At 42.2% G+C, this 21,038-nt stretch carries 24 protein-coding genes; 23 read left to right on the plus strand and 1 reads right to left on the minus strand.

Going from position 1 to position 21,038, the window contains the following annotated elements:
* The first annotated feature begins 67 nt into the window (after positions 1 to 67).
* The 3 genes from ACSSTM_RS13535 to ACSSTM_RS13545 all read left to right on the plus strand — a co-directional run bounded on the left by ACSSTM_RS13535 (position 68) and on the right by ACSSTM_RS13545 (position 3,702).
* On the plus strand, positions 68 to 670 hold the full coding sequence (locus ACSSTM_RS13535; protein ID WP_003214626.1) for a thymidine kinase: 603 nt from the start codon (positions 68 to 70) through the stop codon (positions 668 to 670).
* Between the two features lie 279 nt (positions 671 to 949).
* Entirely contained in the window at positions 950 to 2,650 is a 1,701-nt protein-coding gene (gene malS, locus ACSSTM_RS13540) for an oxaloacetate-decarboxylating malate dehydrogenase (protein ID WP_106030613.1), read from the plus strand.
* 95 nt (positions 2,651 to 2,745) lie between these two features.
* Positions 2,746 to 3,702, plus strand: coding sequence for an AEC family transporter (locus tag ACSSTM_RS13545; protein WP_034666496.1), 957 nt, complete (start codon positions 2,746 to 2,748; stop codon positions 3,700 to 3,702).
* A 34-nt stretch (positions 3,703 to 3,736) separates the two neighbouring features.
* On the opposite strand, the gene racA is transcribed toward ACSSTM_RS13545, so the two are convergent.
* On the minus strand, positions 3,737 to 4,285 hold the full coding sequence (gene racA / locus ACSSTM_RS13550) for a chromosome-anchoring protein RacA (RefSeq protein WP_034660299.1): 549 nt from the start codon (positions 4,283 to 4,285) through the stop codon (positions 3,737 to 3,739).
* A 210-nt stretch (positions 4,286 to 4,495) separates the two neighbouring features.
* Between racA and prfA the strand changes: the two genes are divergently transcribed.
* The 20 genes from prfA to atpD all read left to right on the plus strand — a co-directional run bounded on the left by prfA (position 4,496) and on the right by atpD (position 21,030).
* Positions 4,496 to 5,563, plus strand: coding sequence for a peptide chain release factor 1 (prfA, locus tag ACSSTM_RS13555; RefSeq protein ID WP_095285677.1), 1,068 nt, complete (start codon positions 4,496 to 4,498; stop codon positions 5,561 to 5,563).
* Complete coding sequence (gene prmC, locus ACSSTM_RS13560) at positions 5,553 to 6,437, plus strand: peptide chain release factor N(5)-glutamine methyltransferase (RefSeq protein ID WP_095285678.1); 885 nt, start codon at positions 5,553 to 5,555, stop codon at positions 6,435 to 6,437. The genes prfA and prmC overlap by 11 nt, the downstream gene beginning before the upstream one ends.
* A 142-nt stretch (positions 6,438 to 6,579) precedes the next feature.
* The gene (locus tag ACSSTM_RS13565; RefSeq protein WP_034660296.1) at positions 6,580 to 7,059 is read left to right on the plus strand and encodes a hypothetical protein; all 480 of its coding nucleotides are present in this window, start codon (positions 6,580 to 6,582) and stop codon (positions 7,057 to 7,059) included.
* 118 nt (positions 7,060 to 7,177) lie between these two features.
* Complete coding sequence (gene spoIIR / locus ACSSTM_RS13570; protein ID WP_095285679.1) at positions 7,178 to 7,834, plus strand: stage II sporulation protein R; 657 nt, start codon at positions 7,178 to 7,180, stop codon at positions 7,832 to 7,834.
* A 63-nt stretch (positions 7,835 to 7,897) separates the two neighbouring features.
* Positions 7,898 to 8,341 (plus strand): GNAT family N-acetyltransferase, encoded by a 444-nt coding sequence (locus ACSSTM_RS13575; RefSeq protein ID WP_034660294.1) that lies wholly within the window; start codon positions 7,898 to 7,900, stop codon positions 8,339 to 8,341.
* A 161-nt stretch (positions 8,342 to 8,502) separates the two neighbouring features.
* Positions 8,503 to 9,555, plus strand: a complete 1,053-nt coding sequence (locus ACSSTM_RS13580) for an L-threonylcarbamoyladenylate synthase (RefSeq protein WP_095285680.1) — start codon at positions 8,503 to 8,505, stop codon at positions 9,553 to 9,555.
* Between the two features lie 60 nt (positions 9,556 to 9,615).
* Complete coding sequence (locus ACSSTM_RS13585; protein WP_034660292.1) at positions 9,616 to 10,170, plus strand: manganese efflux pump MntP; 555 nt, start codon at positions 9,616 to 9,618, stop codon at positions 10,168 to 10,170.
* Positions 10,171 to 10,233: 63 nt separating this feature from the next.
* Positions 10,234 to 10,692: a low molecular weight protein arginine phosphatase gene (locus tag ACSSTM_RS13590; RefSeq protein ID WP_095285681.1), complete on the plus strand. Its 459-nt coding sequence runs from the start codon at positions 10,234 to 10,236 to the stop codon at positions 10,690 to 10,692.
* Positions 10,693 to 10,832: 140 nt separating this feature from the next.
* Complete coding sequence (gene rpiB, locus ACSSTM_RS13595) at positions 10,833 to 11,282, plus strand: ribose 5-phosphate isomerase B (RefSeq protein ID WP_003214714.1); 450 nt, start codon at positions 10,833 to 10,835, stop codon at positions 11,280 to 11,282.
* A gap of 12 nt (positions 11,283 to 11,294) precedes the next feature.
* Complete coding sequence (locus ACSSTM_RS13600) at positions 11,295 to 11,834, plus strand: TIGR01440 family protein (RefSeq protein ID WP_034660290.1); 540 nt, start codon at positions 11,295 to 11,297, stop codon at positions 11,832 to 11,834.
* Between the two features lie 177 nt (positions 11,835 to 12,011).
* A complete protein-coding gene (glyA, locus tag ACSSTM_RS13605; RefSeq protein WP_034660289.1) occupies positions 12,012 to 13,259 on the plus strand; it encodes a serine hydroxymethyltransferase in 1,248 nt (415 codons plus the stop codon).
* 148 nt (positions 13,260 to 13,407) lie between these two features.
* The gene (upp, locus tag ACSSTM_RS13610) at positions 13,408 to 14,037 is read left to right on the plus strand and encodes a uracil phosphoribosyltransferase (protein ID WP_003214553.1); all 630 of its coding nucleotides are present in this window, start codon (positions 13,408 to 13,410) and stop codon (positions 14,035 to 14,037) included.
* A 496-nt stretch (positions 14,038 to 14,533) separates the two neighbouring features.
* A complete protein-coding gene (locus tag ACSSTM_RS13615; protein ID WP_024423731.1) occupies positions 14,534 to 14,917 on the plus strand; it encodes an ATP synthase subunit I in 384 nt (127 codons plus the stop codon).
* A 7-nt stretch (positions 14,918 to 14,924) separates the two neighbouring features.
* On the plus strand, positions 14,925 to 15,659 hold the full coding sequence (gene atpB, locus ACSSTM_RS13620) for a F0F1 ATP synthase subunit A (RefSeq protein ID WP_003215198.1): 735 nt from the start codon (positions 14,925 to 14,927) through the stop codon (positions 15,657 to 15,659).
* Positions 15,660 to 15,707: 48 nt separating this feature from the next.
* Positions 15,708 to 15,920 (plus strand): F0F1 ATP synthase subunit C, encoded by a 213-nt coding sequence (gene atpE, locus ACSSTM_RS13625; RefSeq protein WP_003214968.1) that lies wholly within the window; start codon positions 15,708 to 15,710, stop codon positions 15,918 to 15,920.
* 120 nt (positions 15,921 to 16,040) lie between these two features.
* The gene (gene atpF / locus ACSSTM_RS13630; protein WP_034660288.1) at positions 16,041 to 16,562 is read left to right on the plus strand and encodes a F0F1 ATP synthase subunit B; all 522 of its coding nucleotides are present in this window, start codon (positions 16,041 to 16,043) and stop codon (positions 16,560 to 16,562) included.
* The gene (locus ACSSTM_RS13635) at positions 16,559 to 17,104 is read left to right on the plus strand and encodes a F0F1 ATP synthase subunit delta (protein WP_034660287.1); all 546 of its coding nucleotides are present in this window, start codon (positions 16,559 to 16,561) and stop codon (positions 17,102 to 17,104) included. Before atpF ends, ACSSTM_RS13635 begins: the two co-directional genes overlap by 4 nt.
* 16 nt (positions 17,105 to 17,120) lie before the next feature.
* On the plus strand, positions 17,121 to 18,629 hold the full coding sequence (gene atpA, locus ACSSTM_RS13640) for a F0F1 ATP synthase subunit alpha (protein ID WP_034660286.1): 1,509 nt from the start codon (positions 17,121 to 17,123) through the stop codon (positions 18,627 to 18,629).
* An 88-nt stretch (positions 18,630 to 18,717) separates the two neighbouring features.
* The gene (locus ACSSTM_RS13645) at positions 18,718 to 19,584 is read left to right on the plus strand and encodes a F0F1 ATP synthase subunit gamma (protein ID WP_034660284.1); all 867 of its coding nucleotides are present in this window, start codon (positions 18,718 to 18,720) and stop codon (positions 19,582 to 19,584) included.
* Between the two features lie 24 nt (positions 19,585 to 19,608).
* The gene (gene atpD, locus ACSSTM_RS13650; RefSeq protein WP_034660283.1) at positions 19,609 to 21,030 is read left to right on the plus strand and encodes a F0F1 ATP synthase subunit beta; all 1,422 of its coding nucleotides are present in this window, start codon (positions 19,609 to 19,611) and stop codon (positions 21,028 to 21,030) included.
* The last annotated feature ends 8 nt before the right edge of the window (positions 21,031 to 21,038 follow it).

Raw genomic sequence — 21,038 nt, forward strand, 5'->3', positions numbered from 1 at the left:
CAGGAATCCGTTCTTGCCTGTTTTTTTACGTGGATTGATGGAACTTTAAAACGGGGGAGAAGACCTTATGTATGTGATGAAACAAAGCGGTTGGCTTGAAGTCATCTGCGGAAGTATGTTTTCTGGAAAGTCGGAAGAATTGATTCGGAGAGCCAAAAGAGCCACCTTTGCCAAACAAGAAGTAAAAATATTCAAACCAGCGATTGATAACCGATATAGTACAAGCTCAGTTGTCTCACATAACGGTTCATCAGTCGATGGGATTGCAGTAGCCTCACCAAAAGACATAATAACGCACATATCAGAAAGAACCGATGTCATTGGCATTGATGAGGTGCAATTTTTTGATGAGACAATCATTGACATTGTCACTCAATTGGCTGATAAAGGTTACCGAGTCATTGTTGCAGGCCTTGATCAAGATTTCAGAGGAGAGCCATTTGGTGTTGTTCCGCATTTAATGGCATGTGCAGAGCTTGTAACAAAACTTCAAGCAGTTTGTTCGGTATGCGGCTCCCCAGCGAGTAGAACACAACGCTTGATCGACGGTAAACCCGCATCCTATGATGATCCCATTATTTTAGTAGGTGCGCAGGAATCATACGAAGCACGATGCAGACATCACCATGAAGTACCAAGACTTGACGTTGGTACAACACTTGACAATTAAAAAAATAGCAAATGCCGCTGTGTTTCGTTTTTCGAGATTTTGGCTGAACACCCATCATTTGTACTTAAATAAATTAAATAACGCTACGAAAAAATTATCTAATTTTCAACGCTTGCGTTTTAGCATAAGCAGGCATAAAATGACTAACTGTAGTGTAAAGCATTTTAACGAAAAGTTCGATTTCTTGTCATAATTTTTTTGATTAAGGATTTTTCTCCTTAATCGTTCTTTAAATTAATAGTTCACTTTATTTATATTTTAGAAAGAGGGTAGTTTTTGATGAACAACGTGAAGAAAACAAAAGAAGGGTACCTCGAAACCACTTTGACAGGTAAAGATGTATTATCGATTCCAACGTTGAACAAAGGCGTTGCTTTCTCTGAAGAAGAAAGACAAGAGCTTGGTCTAGAAGGCTTACTTCCTCCAACTGTTCTCACTTTAGAACAACAAGCGGAGAGAGCGTACAAGCAATTTCTGGCACAACCAGATCGTCTTCGTCAAAACGTATACTTAAGTGATTTGCAAAACCGTAACGAAGTATTGTTCTATAAGCTTCTAACAGACAAGCTTCGTGAAATGCTTCCTGTTGTGTACACACCAACTGTTGGTGAAGCGATTCAAGAATACAGCCATGAATACAGAAGACCTCATGGTGTCTATCTTTCAATCGACAACATTGACGGCATTGAGAAAGCATTTGAAAACTTACATGCAACAGCAGGAGATATTGACCTTATCGTTGCAACTGACTCTGAGAGCATTCTTGGAATTGGTGACTGGGGTGTTGGTGGTATCAACATCGCAATCGGTAAATTAGCTGTTTACACGGCTGCAGCAGGTATTGATCCAAGCCGCGTGATTCCAGTCGTATTAGATGTTGGCACAAACAATGAAAAATTATTGAATGATCCATTATACATCGGAAACCATCACAAACGTGTACAAGGTGAAAAATACGAAGAATTCATTGATGCTTATGTAAAAGCAGCGCTTAAATTCTTCCCGAAAGCCTTACTTCACTGGGAAGACCTTGGAAACAAAAATGCGCGTAACATCATGAAAAAATACAATGATAACATCTTAACGTTCAATGATGATATTCAAGGTACTGGTGCCATTACTTTAGCGGGTGTTCTTGCAGCTGTCAAGAAAACTGGTACTCAATTGAAAGATCACCGTGTTGTCATTTTCGGAGCTGGATCAGCTGGTATCGGAATCGCAGATCAAGTTCGTGACGCAATGGTCCTTGAAGGTCTAACGGAAGAAGAAGCAAACAATGCATTCTGGACATTAGACTACAGAGGTTTGCTAACAGATCAATTTGAAGATGAAGTGCTTGATTTCCAAAAACCATACCTTCGTTCTTCTGCTGAAGTAGAAGGCTGGGCACGCGATGAAAAAGGACAAATCTCATTTGCTGAAACTGTTCGCCAAGCGAAGCCAACAATCCTTATCGGTACATCAGGTCAAGGCGGTGCATTCACTGAACAAATCATTAAAGAAATGGCAGCTCATACAGAGCGTCCAGTGATCATGCCAATGTCTAATCCAACACCACTTGCTGAAGCAGTGCCAGAGGATCTATTCAAATGGACAGACGGCCGTGCACTGATTGCGACAGGAAGCCCGTTCGAAAACGTTGAGTATAACGGAATCGAATATGAAATCGGACAATCAAACAATGCGTTCGTTTTCCCTGGACTTGGTCTTGGTTCGATCGTAACAGAATCAAAAATCATCACAAAAGCCATGTTCGTCGCTTCTGCGAATGCAATTGCTGAAATGGTTGATCATGAGAAACCAGGTGCTGGTCTACTGCCAAGCATTGATAAATTGCAAGAAGTGTCAATCCATGTGGCTGTTGAAGTAGCGAAAGCAGCTATTGAAGATGGTGTCGCAAGAAAAACGCCTGACAACATCGAACAAGCTGTGAAAGATGCAATGTGGATTCCTGAATATAAAAAAATTGTAAGAGCATAATAAAAAGTGTAACGCGGCATTGTTTCGAGTAATCTAAGCAATGCCGCAATAAATAAAATAAGAGACATGTAAAAGATTCAAGGAGGAATAGTAAGATGGACTTTTTAAATATTTTGATCCTCCTAGCACCGATTTTTTTCGTTATCGCGCTGGGTTGGTTCGCAGGGAACTTCGGCAGCTATGACGCTAAATCTGCAAAAGGTGTAAGTACACTTGTTACAAAGTATGCTTTGCCAGCGCACTTTATCGCCAGCATTCTGTCAACACCAAAAGATAAATTCTATAGTCAAATTCCATTTTTCATTGCATTGATTTTCGGAATCGTTGGTTTTTATATCATTATCCTTTTAGTTACGAAATTTGCTTTTAAATATGATTTAACAGATTCATCTGTTTTCTCGTTAAACTCAGCACAACCGACCTTTGCATTTATGGGGATTCCGGTCTTGGGCAGTTTATTTGGGGCTCAAGAAGTTGCAATTCCGATTGCTATTACCGGAATAGTTGTAAATGCATTGCTTGATCCAATTGCCATTATTGTGTCAACTGTCGGTGAAAAAACAAAAGGAAAAGCCAAAGACGGCGAAAGTTTCCTAAAAATGACAACAAAAGCGATTTTGCACGGTTTATCAGAGCCGCTTGCACTTGCACCGCTAGCAAGTATCATTCTTGTACTTTTAGGATTTAAACTTCCTGAAATCGGACATGAAATGTTAGAGGAAATCGGAAGTGTGACATCAGGGGTTGCACTATTCGCAGTCGGTGTCACTGTAGGTATTCGAAAAATTAAACTGAGCTTACCAGCATTTAGTATTGCACTATTAAAAGTAGCTGTACAACCGCTTCTTATGTATCTTATCGCCATTCTTATGGGCCTTTCGGCGGATGAAATTACAAAAGCTGTATTGCTTGTTGCCTTCCCAGGTTCAGCTGTTGCAGCGATGATCGCCACACGATTTGAGAAACAAGAGGCAGAAACTGCATCCGCATTTGTGATCAGTGCCATCATGTCACTCATTACATTACCGATCATTATTGCACTTACCGTATAATATAGTAGAAGGCTGCCTCTTGAGGCAGCCTTTCTTAGCGAAATGAATGAAACAGAGGGAAGAGCACACGCTTTTTTTTGATGTCAGGGTGCGTGATTTCCTTTTTTTCTTCTATTTGAGAGGGTTGTTTTAATCTTTCGGTAAGAAGCTCAAGTTTAGTGGTCAGATCTTCAATTTCTCTCCGGTGCTGGAGCAGCTGGTATGATACACCTTCATCCGCTTTTTTAGCCAGTTTCCGTTCGAGTTCTTGCAGTCGTTTTTCTACATCAGTGCTGCGCAATTGCTGCTGAATGAGCTGATTCACTTGCTTTTCTAATGCTTCAATCCGCTTTGTGGAGGCATCTGATTCTACAGCAGGTGATAACTGTTGAACGGTTTCTGTGTGGATTGGCAGTCGAATGTCTTGAAGAATCACACCCTCACTCATTTGGTGTTTGACTTCTTTGAGCAGCTGTACAATATCTTCATGAAATTCATAATGTCCAAGTTCATTCCGGGCGACAGGGATGTTGAGCTGTTTGACCCAACGCTGAATCGTTTTTGAAGAAACGCCAATTTCTTTTGCAACCTCATTTGTATTCAAACCAAATGCCCTCCCTTTTTTCAATTATAAGTACCATTCTCTTCAAGGAGGAACTGTTCCTTCACGTTAGACAAAACAAGTAACCAATCGCCAAAGATCGTGTTTTCTAGCGAAAAATTGCAGAAAATCAATTGTTTTGGAAATTTTTTTGACTGTCATACCCCGCTATACTATAATTAGACTGTTACGCACAAAACAGAGGTGAAGACCATGTTAGACCGTTTAAAATCAATTGAAGAACGCTATGAAAAGCTAAATGAATATTTAAGTGACCCTGAAGTGGTGAATGACCCTAAGAAGCTTCGTGAATATTCGAAGGAACAATCTGATATTCAAGAAACTGTTGAGGTATATAGACAATATCGTGCGGCATACGACCAGTTGAGCGAAGCGAAAGCAATGCTGGAAGATAAGCTGGATGCCGAGATGCGCGACATGGTCAAAGAAGAAATTTCAGAGCTCACAGAGGAAACGGAACGTTTAGAAGACGAGCTGAAAATCTTGCTGATCCCGAAAGATCCGAATGACAACAAAAACGTTATTGTGGAGGTTCGTGGTGCAGCGGGAGGAGAAGAGGCCGCGCTTTTTGCTGGAAATCTTTACCGTATGTACAGCCGTTATGCTGAAATGCAAGGCTGGAAAACGGAAGTGATGGAAGCGAGTGTCACTGGCACAGGCGGTTATAAGGAGATTATCTTTATGATCAGCGGGAAAGGCGCATACTCCAAACTAAAGTTTGAAAACGGCGCACACCGCGTGCAGCGTGTTCCGGAAACGGAATCAGGCGGACGGATTCATACATCAACAGCGACAGTTGCTGTCTTGCCTGAGGCTGAAGAAGTTGAAATTGATATCCATGAAAAAGACATCCGTGTAGATACTTTCACATCAAGCGGACCTGGCGGACAAAGTGTCAATACGACCATGTCTGCTGTTCGATTAACTCACCTTCCAACAGGTGTGGTTGTATCCTGTCAGGATGAGAAGTCGCAAATCAAAAACAAAGAAAAAGCCATGAAAGTGTTACGTGCGAGAATTTATGATAAATTCCAGCGTGAAGCACAGGCTGAATATGATCAAACGCGTAAATCTGCTGTTGGAACAGGGGATCGTTCAGAGCGTATCCGTACGTACAATTTCCCGCAAAACCGTGTAACGGACCACCGCATCGGATTGACGATTCAAAAGCTTGATCAAATTTTAGAAGGAAAACTTGACGAGGTCATAGATGCATTAATTATGGAAGACCAAGCAAGAAAGCTTCAAAATGCAAAATAATCAGCGAACCATCTTTGAAGCCCTTAAATGGGCTTCTTCTTTGTTAACGGAAGCCGGTAGAGACCAAAACGCAGCAGAGCTCCTTTTGATGCATGTAATGGGCCTAAGCAGAAGTGAACTTCTTGCACGTTTTCATGATCTGCTGCCAGAGGAGCAAGATCGGTTGTTCAGCGAGTTTGTCACGCAGCATAAGAAAGGCGTGCCTGTTCAGCATCTAACGGGTATTGAATTCTTTTACGGCCGTCCCTTCGAGGTGAACAAACATGTTCTCATTCCTCGTCCTGAAACGGAAGAGGTCGTTTTGGCGGCGCTGAATCTGGTGAGTGACGTCTTCCCGCACGATCAGCCGCTCAAAGCAGTGGACGTTGGCACAGGAAGCGGGGCAATTGCGATTACGCTGGCTCTTGAAAAAGAAACATTATCTGTCACAGCAACGGATATTTCACATGAAGCACTTGCCGTAGCAAAGCGGAATCAACAAGCGCTTGGTGCAGACGTTGATTTTTTACAAGGAGATTTACTTGAACCAGTCATGGATCAAGGCATCAAAGTGGATCTGTTTATTTCCAATCCACCTTATATTGCAGCAGAAGAAATGGACAGTTTGTCAGAGGTGGTTACGAAGCATGAGCCAGTGAATGCGCTGACAGATGGACGTGATGGTCTGTGGTTTTACAAGCGTCTCATTCGTGATCTTCACTGTGTACTTCATGAGCAGGCGGTCGTTGTCTTTGAAATTGGACATACGCAAGGGCAAGATGTAAAAGCACATCTCTTGCAGTCATTTCCCGCGGCAGATGTCCGCATCGTCAAGGACATAAACGGGAAAGACCGAGCTGTTTGCGCACACATTCAAAACGGAAAGTCCGGCTGAAAAAAGTCGGACTATTTTATTATGTAAAGATGAAACTTATGGTAAAAGAGAAACGTATATATAGAAGAATGAACATTCTGATCATGATTTTTTTACATAAATTTGTTTTGAAGGAGCGAATGGTGTGAACAGAAGGTATGCGATGGTGTTGGTCATCGTCAGTGTACTATTGATTGTGAGTGCTTGTGGTAAACCGAGCTTTAAAAAAGAAGCAGCAGCATTTGGAGAAAGCTATAAAAAAGCACAATACACAGTGAATCGAACAGATGACCTAACTGACATGAAGGAGAAGCTGAAGTTTTATTTAACTGAGCATGAATATCAAGAATATACACAAGACAGCATGTTCCCGAGCGTGTTAGAAGCAGCAAAGGATCAAGATTGTCAAATTAAGCTGAAGAAAATTACGTTTACGCCTTCAGATGAAAGCGATGACAGAATTGAATTTGACTATGAAATGATGATTCAATTTATTGATCAAAAAGGAAAGGTTAAAAAAGAAATCAAGAAAAAAGGAGCAATGACTGTCATCAAAACAGAATCAGGGTTAAAAATCAGCCGAGATTGGGATGGGAGACTGTACCCTTCCGATTACCAATCCTCACTCCAAAGCCGTTCTTAATGAGACGGCTTTTTTGATTTGACTTATAATCTATTAAAAAAATCATTTTGTCTGTTTATGAGATGGGTTTCCTGGACACAATGTTTGTAGCGAAGAGAAAAAGTGGGGGGAACACATCATGTTTAAAAGTAAAATGATGATTTTTCTTTATATGTTTCTATTATTATGCGGTGCTTTTGCAAACCTTGGAAGGGAGGAGACAGCGGCTGCTTCTGCAAATCAGCCTGTTGTAATACCAGACGAAGCGATCCGTTTACGCATTTTAGCAAATAGTGATCGTTCAGCGGATCAGGATGTGAAAAGAAGCATTCGTGACGAGGTCAATGCCAATATGACAGAGTGGGTTAAAGACCTCACATCCATTGAAGAAGCAAGACGTGTAATTCGGACCAAGCTGCCAGAAATCAATCGTATTGCCAAAGCGAAATTGAAGGAACAGCACATTGATCAATCCGTCTCAGTCAGCTTTCAAAAAGCCTCATTTCCAACAAAGCTATATGGGAATTTCGTCTATCCTGCAGGGGAATATGAAGCCATTTTAATTACACTTGGAGAAGGGGATGGAGCCAATTGGTGGTGTGTGTTATTCCCGCCGCTCTGCTTTATCGATTTTTCAAATGGAGAAGCCATCGCATCGCCAGAGGGGGATGAGGATAACCAAGTGACAGCGCAGCAAACAGATGAGTCTGTTAATGAAGTGGTGAAAGAAGAGAAAGAAGAGACCGGTGAAGTGAAATTCTTTTTATTCGAATGGGTCTCTAGTCTTTTCTCCTAAAAAAGGTATAAATCTGTTTTTGCCTCATAGAGTTGAAGTAAGAGATCAAAAAGAGGTGAAAGCATGTATTATCAATTAAGAATAGCCACAGAAGAAGATGCCCCAGCGATCAATGCTTTTCTTGAAAAGGGACAAGCGAAAGGCGGCGTCACGCTTGCAGAGCGTACGACATTTGTTGTCATGGAAGATGCGGACGGTCAGCTGGCGGGGTGTTTAGGTCTTGAACAGCTTAGTGAACAAGAGGGCTTGCTGCGGTCCCTTGTCATATCAGATAAACTAGGTCAGGGACACATCGTGTCTTTGTTCCAAAGTGTTCAAACGCTCGGAGGAAAAATAGGTGTGGATACTTTTTATGTCGTCGCAAACCACTCCTCCTCACATGACTTTTTGGCATTGATGGGCTTCACGCCATTAGAGGACATTCCAGAAAGCATGTGGGTATCTGCACATGCAAAAGAGATATTGGCGAAAGAACAAGCTGTGGTTCTTCATAAAAAAGGAAGTTAATCACAACATACTGGACTTATACACATACTTATCCACTGTTAAACAAGCGTTATCCACAAATTGTGGACAACGCTTGTTTTATTGATCATCATCTTTTATACTTTCAAAAGGATAATTGAGATATATCAACAGTTTTATCTTTTTTAAAAGGAGTTTGTATGATGTTAAATACAAAAAGGTGGTCTGTGGATTTAGAAAAGAGTTTATCCACATACTATCCACAAATTGAACAGGCAGCTGTGTTATTGCAGCAAAACGAAGTGGTCGCTTTTCCGACTGAGACTGTTTACGGACTAGGGGCAAATGCGAAAGAGACAGAAGCTGTCATGAAAATATATGAAGCGAAAGGGCGTCCAAGTGATAATCCATTGATTGTCCACATTGCGGAGGTTCAGCAGCTTCACGAATTTGCGCAAATAGAAAGTGAAAAAGCAAAGGCGCTGATGGAAGCCTTTTGGCCGGGCGCTTTAACCATTGTTCTTCCATGTAAGCCGGGTGCTTTATCAAAGCAGGTCACAGCAGGTTTATCCACGGTCGGTGTGAGAATGCCTGACCATCCGATTGCGCTTGAGCTCATCCGAGCAGCTGGTCTGCCGATTGCCGCACCAAGTGCCAACCGTTCAGGCAAACCTTCACCGACACAAGCTGACCATGTAGCGAGTGATCTCGATGGAAGAATCGCTGGGATTGTCGATGGCGGTTCAACTGGAATTGGCGTTGAGTCAACGGTTGTATCCTGTGTCGACGAGATTCCAGTGATCTTAAGGCCTGGCGGGATTACAAAAGAAGCTTTAGAAGAGGTAGTTGGAGCGGTCAGTATCGACCCGGGGCTGACAAAAAAGGACGAAGCGCCTGTATCGCCAGGAATGAAATACACACACTATGCACCTGAAGCTCAAATGTATCTTTTTTCTGGAAGTGATGAAGAGATGCAGCATCACATTCAAACATACCAGGCAGAAGGTCTAAAAGTGGGCGTGCTGACAACAGAAGAAAAGAAATCGTTGTTTGCGGCAGATGTTGTTTTCAGCTGTGGATGGAGAGGGAAACCTGAAACGATTGCGGCAAACTTATATCGTGTACTGAGACAATTTGATGAGACAGATGTAGATGTCATTATTTCAGAAGCCTTTTCAGAGCAGGGAGTGGGTTCAGCGATCATGAACCGTCTGCAAAAAGCGGCAGGAGGGCGTACCCTCTCTTCATTCAAATAGTTCTAACCCTTCTTGGACAAACATAGGTTAAAGGAGAATGCGTGTCCAAGGGGGATTTACATGTACGAACTAGCTGGCGAATTGCTGACGCTCAGCATCATGGCTTTTGCACTGGGAATGGATGCTTTTTCGGTTGGACTTGGCATGGGGATGGTTCAGCTGAGGTTCCGCCAGATCATTTATATTGGACTTGTCATTGGGATATTTCATATGTTTATGCCGCTTTTTGGTATGCTGACAGGTCAGCTCCTATCAGGCTGGCTCGGTCTCCTTGCCACCTATATCGGCGGAGCGCTGCTTTTGGTGCTCGGGCTGCAAATGATCGTTGCGTCTATTCGCAAAGAGGATAAACCATTTATCGCACCTGTTGGGGCTGGTCTCGTTCTTTTTGCAACAAGTGTCAGCTTAGACAGTTTTTCCGTTGGTTTAAGTCTCGGAATTTACGGTTCTCACGTGTGGATGACCATTTTATTGTTTGGTTTTTTTAGTATGATCCTCACATGGCTTGGATTATTACTCGGTAAACAGGTTCGATCATGGGTTGGATCATATAGCGGGGCGCTTGGCGGAATCATTTTACTAGCCTTTGGTATCAAATTATTATTTCCGCTCTAGTCAGTCTCCTTACATAACATGTAGAATGAAATGCTATATAATAGAAGAAAAGGAGGGCGAAAGATGAAAATCTTATTTGTTTGTACGGGAAATACATGCAGAAGTCCGATGGCTCAAGCCCTTTTTGCTTCAATTGCATATGATAAAGGTTTAGAGGTCACTGTTAAATCAGCGGGCATTTTTGCCTCAGATGCTGGGAAGGCTTCTCCTCAAGCGGTCGAAGCATTATTTGAGAAAAGCATTCCACTGAATCACTCTTCATCAAAACTGACAGAGGATCTTCTGCGAGAAGCAGATTACGTCTTCACCATGACCATGCAGCATAAACAGTTGATTGTGGAGCAATATGCGCATGCAAAAGACAAGGTCTTCACTCTAAAGGAATTTGCGACAGGAACAGAAGGCGATGTATCCGATCCGTTTGGAGGAAGTCTGTCTGTTTATCAGGAAACACGTGATGAACTTGAAGCATTGCTCTATCAACTGGCTGAGAAATTGAAAAAAGATCAGACATCCTCATAATGGACAACCTGTAAAACCGTTGCGTCAACGGTTTTTCTGCTTTTGTTTGCAAATGACTAGGCAGAGGTTAAAATATAACTGTAAATAAAAAATAAATGTAAGGCATGACAGATCAACTCACCCTTAGGAGGAATTGCCCGATGAAAGTAGCCATTGCATCCGATCACGGCGGAACGAATATTCGTGAAGAAATCAAACAACTGATGGATGAATTGAAGATTGAATACATTGATATGGGTTGTGAATGTGGATCAGGTTCTGTAGACTACCCAGATTATGCTTTTCCTGTAGCTAATATGGTGGCAAACGGAGAAGTCGACCGCGGCATTTTAATTTGCGGGACAGGCATCGGTATGAGCATCTCAGCAAACAAAGTGAAAGGAATTCGCTGTGCGCTGGCGCATGATACATTTAGTGCGAAAGCGACTAGAGAACATAATGATACAAACGTCCTTGCGATGGGAGAGCGAGTCATTGGACCTGGATTAGCACGTGAGATTGCGCACATTTGGCTGACAACAGAATTTACGGCAGGACGACATGCTGTACGGATTGGTAAGATCGCTGATTACGAAGAAAAGCACCTATAAGGAGCGCTTAACATGAACATTGGTCAAGATTGGCTTGAAATGTTAAAAGAGTTTCATCAAATGGTCGAACTGCGTGCTGGGCAAATCTTAGTGATCGGCTGCAGTACATCAGAAGTGGCTGGTGAGCATATTGGGACAGCAGGAAGTGAGCAAATAGCTGCGTCTATCTATCAAGAATTGGATCAGCTAAGACGAGAGACTGGCATTGAGCTCGCTTTCCAGTGCTGTGAGCATCTGAATCGTGCTCTTGTTGTGGAAGAAGAAGTGGCTTTCCGGCTTAACCTAGAGATTGTAGCGGCAGTACCTGTCCGAAAGGCGGGTGGTTCGATGGCGGCTCATGCGTATCAGCACATGGAACATCCTGTGTTAGTTGAATCCATCAAGGCGCATGCTGGAATCGATATCGGTGATACATTAATTGGGATGCATCTAAAGAGAGTCGCTGTACCTGTTCGCCTCAGTCGTCATCAATTAGGACATGCACATGTGACTTTTGCGAAAACGCGTCCGAAGCTGATTGGCGGAGAACGAGCGGTTTATACAAGATCATAGCTTAGACATATTTCTAATATAATGTTGAATGATGAAGACGCTTCACCACTTGAATATTCGGTTTTTCGCAAAAAAAGAAGGCGATTTTCCAAAAAAACTTTTACATTTCACTCAAAAACCGTGTACAATGAGATGGTGAAAACATCGAATGGAAATAGATTGGAGAGGATTTCGCTGATGAAACATTTACCTGAGCAAGACGCACAAGTATTCAAGGCAATTCAACTAGAGCGGAAACGCCAGCAGGACAAAATCGAATTAATTGCATCAGAAAACTTTGTAAGCGAAGCAGTCATGGAAGCACAGGGCTCTGTATTAACAAACAAATATGCAGAGGGCTACCCTGGTAAACGCTACTATGGCGGCTGTGAACATGTAGACGTTGTAGAAGATATCGCACGTGACCGCGCAAAAGAAATTTTTGGCGCTGAGTATGTGAACGTACAGCCTCACTCAGGTGCTCAAGCGAATATGGCCGTATACTTTACCATTCTTGAGCATGGCGATACAGTGCTAGGCATGAACTTATCACATGGCGGGCATTTAACGCATGGAAGCCCTGTCAACTTTAGTGGTGTACAGTACAACTTTGTAGAATATGGTGTCGATAAAGAAACGCAGCATATCGACTACCAAGATGTACTTGAAAAAGCACGTGAACATAAGCCAAAGCTAATTGTAGCGGGTGCAAGTGCATACCCACGTCAAATTGATTTCAAAAAGTTCCGTGAGATTGCGGATGAAGTCGGTGCTTACTTTATGGTCGACATGGCTCACATTGCGGGTCTTGTTGCAGTAGGTCTTCATCCAAATCCAGTTCCTTATGCAGATTTTGTGACAACGACAACTCACAAAACATTGCGTGGACCTCGCGGCGGAATGATCCTATGCCGTGAAGAGTTTGGTAAAAAGATCGACAAATCGATCTTCCCTGGTATTCAAGGTGGACCACTGATGCATGTCATCTCTGCAAAAGCTGTTTCTTTCGGTGAAGTATTGAACGGAGATTTCAAAACTTATGCACAAAACGTTATTGATAATGCAAAGCAGCTAGCTGAAACTCTGTTATCTGAAAATATTCAGCTTGTATCTGGTGGAACGGATAACCATCTTGTTCTCATCGACTTGCGTTCTCTTGGCATCACAGGAAAAATTGCAGAAAATGTTCTTGATGAAATCGGTATTACAGTGAACAAAAATGCGATTCCTTATGATCCAGAAAAACCTTTTGTCACAAGTGGTGTACGTGTTGGTACAGCAGCAGTGACAAGCCGCGGTTTCGATCAAGAGGCGATGAAAGAAGTCGGTTCCATTATTGCGCTTGCTCTAAAACATCATGAAGATGAAGCGAAATTAGAAGAAGCGAAAAAGCGTGTATCTGATCTAACTGCCCGCTTCCCTCTATATAACGAATTAGATTATTAAAAAGCAGACCCATTTGCCTATTATTGGCATGTGGGTTTTTTTTTGTAGGATTTGCGAATCATATTGAAAGATGACGTCTTTTTATGTAGAATTGTAGGAAGTGTGCAAAGTTCACCGGAAGATGACAGAAAAGGAGTTGTAGCAAGCAATGGCAAAGGTTTATGTATTTGATCACCCGCTTATTCAGCACAAACTTACATATATTCGTGACGTTCATACAGGAACAAAAGAATTTAGAGAGCTAGTGGATGAAGTCGCAACATTAATGGCATTTGAAATCACAAGAGACTTACCGCTTGAAGAGGTGGATGTAGAAACACCTGTACAAGTAGCGAAATCAAACGTGATCTCTGGGAAGAAACTCGGTGTTGTGCCAATTTTAAGAGCAGGTCTTGGAATGGTGGACGGGATTTTGAAACTCATTCCAGCTGCTAAAGTGGGACATGTCGGTTTATACCGTGATCCGAAAACATTAAAGCCTGTTGAATATTATGTGAAGCTTCCATCTGATGTGGAAGAGCGTGAATTTATCGTAGTAGATCCAATGCTTGCAACTGGCGGTTCAGCAGTCGAAGCATTGAACAGCTTGAAAAAACGCGGGGCGAAAAACATTCGCTTCATGTGTCTGATTGCTGCCCCTGAAGGTGTAGAAGAAATGCAAAAGCATCATCCTGACGTTGATATCTACATTGCAGCATTAGATGAGAAATTGAACGAAAAAGGCTACATTATCCCAGGCCTTGGTGATGCTGGTGACCGTATGTATGGAACGAAATAACATGTTTTAATAAAAGCCCACATGCAAACGTGCATGTGGGCTTTTTGAAATATATGACAAACGGTTGATATCGTTCTTAGAAAAATCAATGTATACTGAACATTAGCTGTTTTTTTGAATGAATGTCACGTGTCTCCTAAAGTTTGATGAAATTGTGAACATTTTGTGTGCTCTATCACTATAGAAAAGTTTTTTAACTTTCAACGGATTGACACATCATAGACGCTATTGTATGCTAAACGAGGGTATTATGGTAAGGTTTTCATAGCCTATAGCACTCTACTAATCCTCATTGTGAACCCTTTAATTATCAGGGTTTGTATCAGCGAATGAAGCAGCATCCCATAGATCTTTAGATTTCAAGTCTGATTGTGCAATTAGACAGATGGGTGATTGATTTTTTTCGAACAGGACTGCTTATCATAAGCGTCTTCTACGCAGTTTTCATCACCATTTATCACCTTTTTTACAATATTTTTCATCGGGAGTCAGATGAATGAACGATCCAAACGCGATTTTCCGCAGACAGAGTAAATATATGTTCTATCTATTGGCAATTTTTGTGTTTGGCTATGCCATGCCTGGTTTTAAACCACTGTTTCTTGGTTTCATTATCGGCACAATTTTTGCTTTCTTTAATTTATTCCTACTTATACGGAGAATGCACGCTTTTGATCGAGCGGTTAAAAAAGGAAAATCCATTCGTTCAATGGGAAGTACAGCTAGGTGGGCCAACGCAATTCTCGCAGTAGCGATTGCTTGGCGTTACCCTAATGAAGTTCATCTGGCAGGTGTTGTTATAGGATTAATGACAATATATCCTGTCATTATGATAGATTCCTTCATTCAACTTAAACGTTCTACTATGGAAGAGAGGTGAATACTCTTTGGGTCACAGTTCAAAAACTACAGAATTTTTAGGGTTAACGTTCAACTTATCCAATGTTCTCATGATTACGATTGCTAGTATCATCGTTCTTCTCATAGCGGTGCTGACTACTCGTGTTCTGTCTATTCGTCCGACAAAGGCGCAGAACTTCATGGAATGGATTGTTGATTTTGTTCGAAATATCATAGGTAGTTCGATGGACATGAAAACAGGAGCCCCATTTCTAGCGCTTGGCGTTACATTACTCATGTACATATTTGTTTCAAACATGCTTGGACTGCCATTCTCGATTACGGTCGATCACAACTTGTGGTGGAAATCACCAACAGCAGACCCTGCAATCACAATGACACTAGCGATTATGGTCATGGGATTGACACATTACTACGGTGTCAAGGCAAAAGGAGTCAAGGAATATACGAAAGACTACTTTAGACCAATTCCGCTTTTAGTACCATTGAAACTTATTGAAGAATTTGCAAACACGCTAACACTTGGTTTGCGTCTTTATGGAAACATTTTTGCTGGAGAGATTCTTCTTGGTTTGCTTGCAGGACTTGCGACCAATTTCTACACGCAAAACATTGCACTTGGTATCGTTGGTACATTAGGTGCCATCGTGCCGATGATTGTATGGCAGGCATTCAGTTTGTTTGTCGGAACAATCCAAGCATTTATCTTCACCATGCTGACAATGGTGTACATTTCCCATAAAGTCAGCGATGAACACTAAAAAATTGAGAGTCCAAAAAGGACGTTATTTTAAAGGAGGAGCTTTTTAATGAATTTAATAGCAGCAGCAATTGCAATCGGTTTGGGAGCACTAGGAGCAGGTATTGGTAACGGTCTAATCGTATCTAAAACAGTTGAAGGAATCGCTCGTCAGCCAGAAGCTGGTAGAGAACTAAGAACACTTATGTTCATCGGGGTCGCTTTAGTTGAGGCACTTCCAATTATCGCTGTCGTTATCGCATTCTTGGCATTCTTTGGTTAATATGTGAGAAGCGTTCTAATATGAATTTTAATGGCGAAGATCAGATTAGTTCGAAACTTCGCCATTCCTTTATGTTTTGTTTCTTAACATATTATTTAAAGAAGGGAGTTGCCGTACTAAATGTCTCAGTTACCAGTGGTTTTAGGAGCAGGTGGCTTAAGTTTCAACGCCGGGGATATGTTATTCCAGCTTATCGCTATGCTCATCCTGCTTGCACTTTTAAAGAAATTTGCGCTTAAACCTTTATTAGGTATTATGAAGCAGCGTGAAGATTATATAGGAAATGAAATTTCAAGTGCTGAACAAAAGCACGTTCAAGCTGAAAAGCTTCTTGAAGAACAACGTGTCTTATTGAAAGAAGCACGCGAAGAATCACATACACTCATCGAAAATGCGAAAAAGATTGGTGAGAAACAAAAAGAAGAGATCATTCAAGCAGCACGTCAAGAGTCAGAGCGCTTGAAAGAGTCTGCTAGAACTGAAATCGTGAAAGAAAAAGAACAAGCTGTGGCTGCACTGCGCGAGCAGGTTGCATCACTATCTGTACTCATTGCATCTAAAGTGATTGAAAGAGAACTTGATGAGCAAGCACAAGAGAAATTGATTCAAGAGTATCTTAAAGAGGCAGGCGAAAGCCGATGAGCGTGACTATTGTCTCTAAGCGTTACGCTTCTGCTCTTTTTGACATCGTTCTTGCTTCTTCGGCAGTAGACGAAACTGAAAAAGAGCTGAATGAGATCAAAAAAGTTCTAAAGGCTGACCAAGAATTGAATGACTTTCTTGTTCATCCAAAGATTACGGCAGATAAAAAGAAACATTTGATTGCAGAAGCTTTCAAAGGTGTTTCGACACATGTATTGCACACAATGTATTTATTGATTGACCGCGGACGCACGAATATTTTCTCTGAAATGACGTCTGAGTTTGTGAAACTTGCAAACCGCACGAAACAAATAGACGATGCGGTCGTGTATTCAGTGAAACCGCTGAGCGGCGCTGAAATTCAATCTTTATCTGAAGTATTTGCCAAAAAAGCCGGAGTCACATCACTGCGTGTTGAAAATGTGATTGACAAGGATCTAATAGGCGGAGTGAAAATCCGTATCGGAAACCGCATTTATGACGGCAGTGTCAGCGGAAAGCTTTCCCGCATTGAACGTCAGCTTGCAGGCGAAAATCGTTAGAAGGGGTGAAACCTTAGTGAGTATCAAAGCTGAAGAGATTAGCGCGCTGATAAAGCAGCAAATCCAAAACTATCAATCTGAAATTGAAGTAAAAGATGTCGGTACAGTCATTCAAGTAGGGGACGGTATCGCGCGTGTACATGGCCTTGACAACATTATGGCAGGAGAGCTGGTTGAGTTCTCTAATGGTGTAATGGGTATGGCTCAAAACCTTGAGGAGTCTAACGTAGGTATCGTGATTTTAGGACCTTACAAAGATATCCGTGAAGGTGACGATGTAAAACGTACAGGTCGTATCATGGAGGTTCCAGTAGGTGAAGAATTAATCGGACGTATTGTGAACCCACTTGGTCAGCCTGTTGATGGACTAGGTCCAATCTTAACGAGCAAAACTCGTCCAATCGAAAGTGAAGCACCAGGCGTTATGGATCGTAAATCTGTACATGAGCCGCTTCAAACAGGGATTAAAGCAATTGATGCCTTGATTCCAATCGGACGCGGACAGCGTGAATTGATCATTGGTGACCGTCAAACAGGTAAAACATCTGTTGCAATTGATACGATCCTAAACCAAAAAGATCAAGACATGATCTGTATTTATGTAGCGATCGGACAAAAAGAATCAACGGTTCGTGGTGTTGTTGAAACACTTCGTAAGCATGGTGCGCTTGATTACACAATCGTAGTCACAGCTTCTGCATCACAGCCAGCCCCGCTTCTTTACCTTGCTCCTTATGCAGGTGTAACGATGGGTGAGGAATTCATGTATAACGGCAAGCACGTACTTGTTGTATATGATGACCTTTCTAAACAAGCGGCAGCTTACCGTGAGCTTTCATTATTGCTTCGCCGTCCTCCAGGTCGTGAGGCATTCCCTGGTGATGTTTTCTATCTTCACTCTCGTTTATTAGAGCGTGCAGCGAAGCTTAGTGACGAAAAGGGTGGCGGTTCTATCACAGCATTGCCTTTCGTAGAAACGCAAGCTGGCGATATCTCTGCATATATCCCAACAAACGTTATTTCAATCACAGATGGACAGATTTTCTTACAATCTGATCTCTTCTTCTCAGGCGTACGTCCAGCAGTAAACGCAGGATTGTCTGTATCTCGTGTAGGTGGTTCTGCACAAATCAAAGCGATGAAAAAGGTAGCAGGTACACTTCGTCTGGATCTTGCTTCTTATCGTGAGCTTGAAGCATTCGCTCAGTTTGGATCTGATCTAGACCAAGCGACTCAAGCAAAATTAAACCGTGGTGCTAGAACAGTTGAAGTCTTAAAACAAGACTTGAACAAACCGCTTAAAGTTGAAAAACAAGTAGCGATTCTTTATGCACTTACAAGAGGATACTTAGACGATGTCGCGATTGCTGATGTCAAACGTTTTGAAGCTGAGTTATTCATGTACATTGAAGAAAACCATAAAGACTTGTTTGACACCATCTCTCAAACAGGAAACATGCCTGCTGATGAAGAGTGGAATACAGCAATCGAAGGCTTTAAACGTACGTTTGCACCAAGCAACTAATTAGTAATCTTTCCGAGAGAAAAAGATTCTCTTTTTCTCTCTTTTCACGTAAATGAACACGGATTCCTGAAAAAAGGTGGTGAAATCTTTGGCCTCATTACGCGATATAAAGTCAAGGATCACGTCAACGAAAAAATCGAGTCAGATCACAAAAGCGATGCAAATGGTATCAGCTGCGAAACTGAATCGTGCTGAAAACAATGCGAAGTCTTTTGTTCCTTACATGGAGAAAATCCAGGAAGTGGTTGCTGCAATCGCAACTGGAACAAGTGCTAAGCACCCAATGCTTCTTTCAAGACCTGTCAAGAAAACAGGGTATCTCGTCATTACATCTGATCGGGGGCTTGCAGGACCTTTTAACAGCTCGATTTTGCGTGCCGCTTACCAAACCATTCAATCTCGTCATCAATCCGCTGATGAATATGCGGTGATTGTGATTGGTAAAATCGGACGCGACTTCTTCAAAAAGCGCGGTATTCCAGTTATTTCTGAAGTAACAGGGCTTGGAGACGAAGTAGCGTTTGCTGATATTAAAGAATTAGCAAGCAGTACAGTTCAAATGTTCTCTGATGAAGCGTTTGACGAACTTTACATGTTCTACAACCACTTTGTCAGTGCCATTTCACAAGAAGTAACAGAGAAGAAATTATTGCCGCTAACGGACCTTTCGGCCGCAGCGACACCAAATAAACGTTCCGCATCTTATGAGTTTGAGCCTTCTGAAGAAGAAATTCTTGAAGTTCTCCTTCCTCAATATGCAGAGAGTTTGATTTTCGGTGCGCTTCTTGACAGCAAAGCAAGTGAACATGCTGCAAGGATGACAGCAATGAAGAGTGCAACAGACAACGCAAAAGAATTGATCGACAACCTGACACTCTCTTATAACCGTGCTCGTCAAGCAGCGATTACACAAGAGATTACAGAAATTGTCGGCGGAGCAGCTGCCTTAGAATAGAAATAATTGTCAGGAGGGAATGCAATGAAAACAGGACGCATCAGTCAGATCATGGGACCAGTCGTAGACGTTCATTTTGAAGACGGTCACTTGCCTGAGATTTATAATGCGATCAGAGTTTCGCATAAAGCGGAAAGCGAAAGTGAAGTTACTATCGACTTAACTTTAGAAGTAGCACTACATTTAGGTGATAATACAGTCAGAACCATCGCAATGGCATCAACAGACGGTGTGAAGCGCGGTATGGAAGCTGTAGACCTTGGAAAACCAATTTCAGTACCAGTTGGTAACGTAACACTTGGACGTGTATTCAACGTACTGGGAGATAACATTGACTTAGATGAGCCACTTGGTGTGGAAGCCCAAAGAGATCCAATCCACAGACAAGCGCCTTCTTTTGATCAACTTTCTACAGAAGTTGAAATTCTTGAAACGGGTATTAAAGTTGTTGACCTTCTTGCTCCTTACATCAAGGGTGGAAAGATCGGTCTATTCGGTGGAGCCGGTGTAGGTAAAACCGTTCTGATTCAAGAATTGATCAACAACATCGCACAAGAACACGGCGGTATTTCTGTATTCGCTGGTGTTGGAGAGCGTACACGTGAAGGAAACGACCTTTACTACGAAATGAAAGATTCTGGCGTTATCGAAAAAACAGCCATGGTCTTCGGCCAAATGAACGAGCCACCAGGTGCACGTATGCGTGTTGCCCTAACTGGTTTGACAATGGCAGAGCATTTCCGTGATGAACTAGGTCAAGACGTATTGTTCTTCATCGATAACATCTATCGTTTTACCCAAGCAGGTTCTGAAGTATCAGCCCTTCTTGGACGTATGCCTTCAGCGGTAGGTTATCAGCCGACACTTGCAACAGAAATGGGTCAGCTGCAAGAGCGTATCACGTCTACAAACGTAGGATCGGTTACATCGATTCAAGCGATCTATGTACCTGCGGATGACTATACGGATCCAGCTCCAGCAACAACGTTCGCTCACCTTGATGCAACGACAAACCTTGAGCGTAAGCTGACTGAAATGGGTATTTACCCAGCGGTTGATCCTCTTGCTTCAACATCTCGTGCACTTGCACCTGAGATCGTTGGTGAAGAGCACTATGCTATTGCGCGTGAAGTGCAGCAAACATTGCAGCGTTATAAAGAACTACAAGATATCATTGCCATTTTAGGTATGGATGAATTATCTGAGGACGATAAGCTTGTGGTACACAGAGCACGTCGTGTTCAATTCTTCCTATCTCAAAACTTCCACGTAGCAGAGCAGTTCACTGGCCAAAAGGGTTCTTATGTGCCATTGAAAGAAACTGTTAAAGGCTTCAAGGAAATCTTATCTGGTAAATACGATCACCTTCCAGAAGATGCATTCCGCTTAGTTGGACGCATTGAAGAAGTGGTTGAAAAAGCCAAAGAGATGGGTGTAGAGGCCTAATCTGGTCC

It is taken from the genome of Bacillus sp. RK1064, from assembly GCF_051488405.1.
Classification (GTDB): domain Bacteria; phylum Bacillota; class Bacilli; order Bacillales; family Bacillaceae; genus Bacillus.

What these genes read in the sequence shown, in the direction of transcription:
- spoIIR (WP_095285679.1), top strand. Translation starts at nt 7,178, where the DNA reads ATGTTTAAAAGTAAAATGATGATTTTTCTTTATATGTTTCTATTATTA.
- atpF (WP_034660288.1), top strand. Translation starts at nt 16,041, where the DNA reads ATGTCTCAGTTACCAGTGGTTTTAGGAGCAGGTGGCTTAAGTTTCAAC.
- malS (WP_106030613.1), top strand. Translation starts at nt 950, where the DNA reads ATGAACAACGTGAAGAAAACAAAAGAAGGGTACCTCGAAACCACTTTG.
- ACSSTM_RS13580 (WP_095285680.1), top strand. Translation starts at nt 8,503, where the DNA reads ATGTTAAATACAAAAAGGTGGTCTGTGGATTTAGAAAAGAGTTTATCC.
- ACSSTM_RS13635 (WP_034660287.1), top strand. Translation starts at nt 16,559, where the DNA reads ATGAGCGTGACTATTGTCTCTAAGCGTTACGCTTCTGCTCTTTTTGAC.
- prfA (WP_095285677.1), top strand. Translation starts at nt 4,496, where the DNA reads ATGTTAGACCGTTTAAAATCAATTGAAGAACGCTATGAAAAGCTAAAT.
- rpiB (WP_003214714.1), top strand. Translation starts at nt 10,833, where the DNA reads ATGAAAGTAGCCATTGCATCCGATCACGGCGGAACGAATATTCGTGAA.
- atpE (WP_003214968.1), top strand. Translation starts at nt 15,708, where the DNA reads ATGAATTTAATAGCAGCAGCAATTGCAATCGGTTTGGGAGCACTAGGA.
- ACSSTM_RS13575 (WP_034660294.1), top strand. Translation starts at nt 7,898, where the DNA reads ATGTATTATCAATTAAGAATAGCCACAGAAGAAGATGCCCCAGCGATC.
- ACSSTM_RS13545 (WP_034666496.1), top strand. Translation starts at nt 2,746, where the DNA reads ATGGACTTTTTAAATATTTTGATCCTCCTAGCACCGATTTTTTTCGTT.
- upp (WP_003214553.1), top strand. Translation starts at nt 13,408, where the DNA reads ATGGCAAAGGTTTATGTATTTGATCACCCGCTTATTCAGCACAAACTT.
- ACSSTM_RS13590 (WP_095285681.1), top strand. Translation starts at nt 10,234, where the DNA reads ATGAAAATCTTATTTGTTTGTACGGGAAATACATGCAGAAGTCCGATG.
- glyA (WP_034660289.1), top strand. Translation starts at nt 12,012, where the DNA reads ATGAAACATTTACCTGAGCAAGACGCACAAGTATTCAAGGCAATTCAA.
- ACSSTM_RS13565 (WP_034660296.1), top strand. Translation starts at nt 6,580, where the DNA reads ATGGTGTTGGTCATCGTCAGTGTACTATTGATTGTGAGTGCTTGTGGT.
- atpD (WP_034660283.1), top strand. Translation starts at nt 19,609, where the DNA reads ATGAAAACAGGACGCATCAGTCAGATCATGGGACCAGTCGTAGACGTT.
- ACSSTM_RS13585 (WP_034660292.1), top strand. Translation starts at nt 9,616, where the DNA reads ATGTACGAACTAGCTGGCGAATTGCTGACGCTCAGCATCATGGCTTTT.
- prmC (WP_095285678.1), top strand. Translation starts at nt 5,553, where the DNA reads ATGCAAAATAATCAGCGAACCATCTTTGAAGCCCTTAAATGGGCTTCT.
- ACSSTM_RS13615 (WP_024423731.1), top strand. Translation starts at nt 14,534, where the DNA reads ATGAACGATCCAAACGCGATTTTCCGCAGACAGAGTAAATATATGTTC.
- ACSSTM_RS13535 (WP_003214626.1), top strand. Translation starts at nt 68, where the DNA reads ATGTATGTGATGAAACAAAGCGGTTGGCTTGAAGTCATCTGCGGAAGT.
- ACSSTM_RS13600 (WP_034660290.1), top strand. Translation starts at nt 11,295, where the DNA reads ATGAACATTGGTCAAGATTGGCTTGAAATGTTAAAAGAGTTTCATCAA.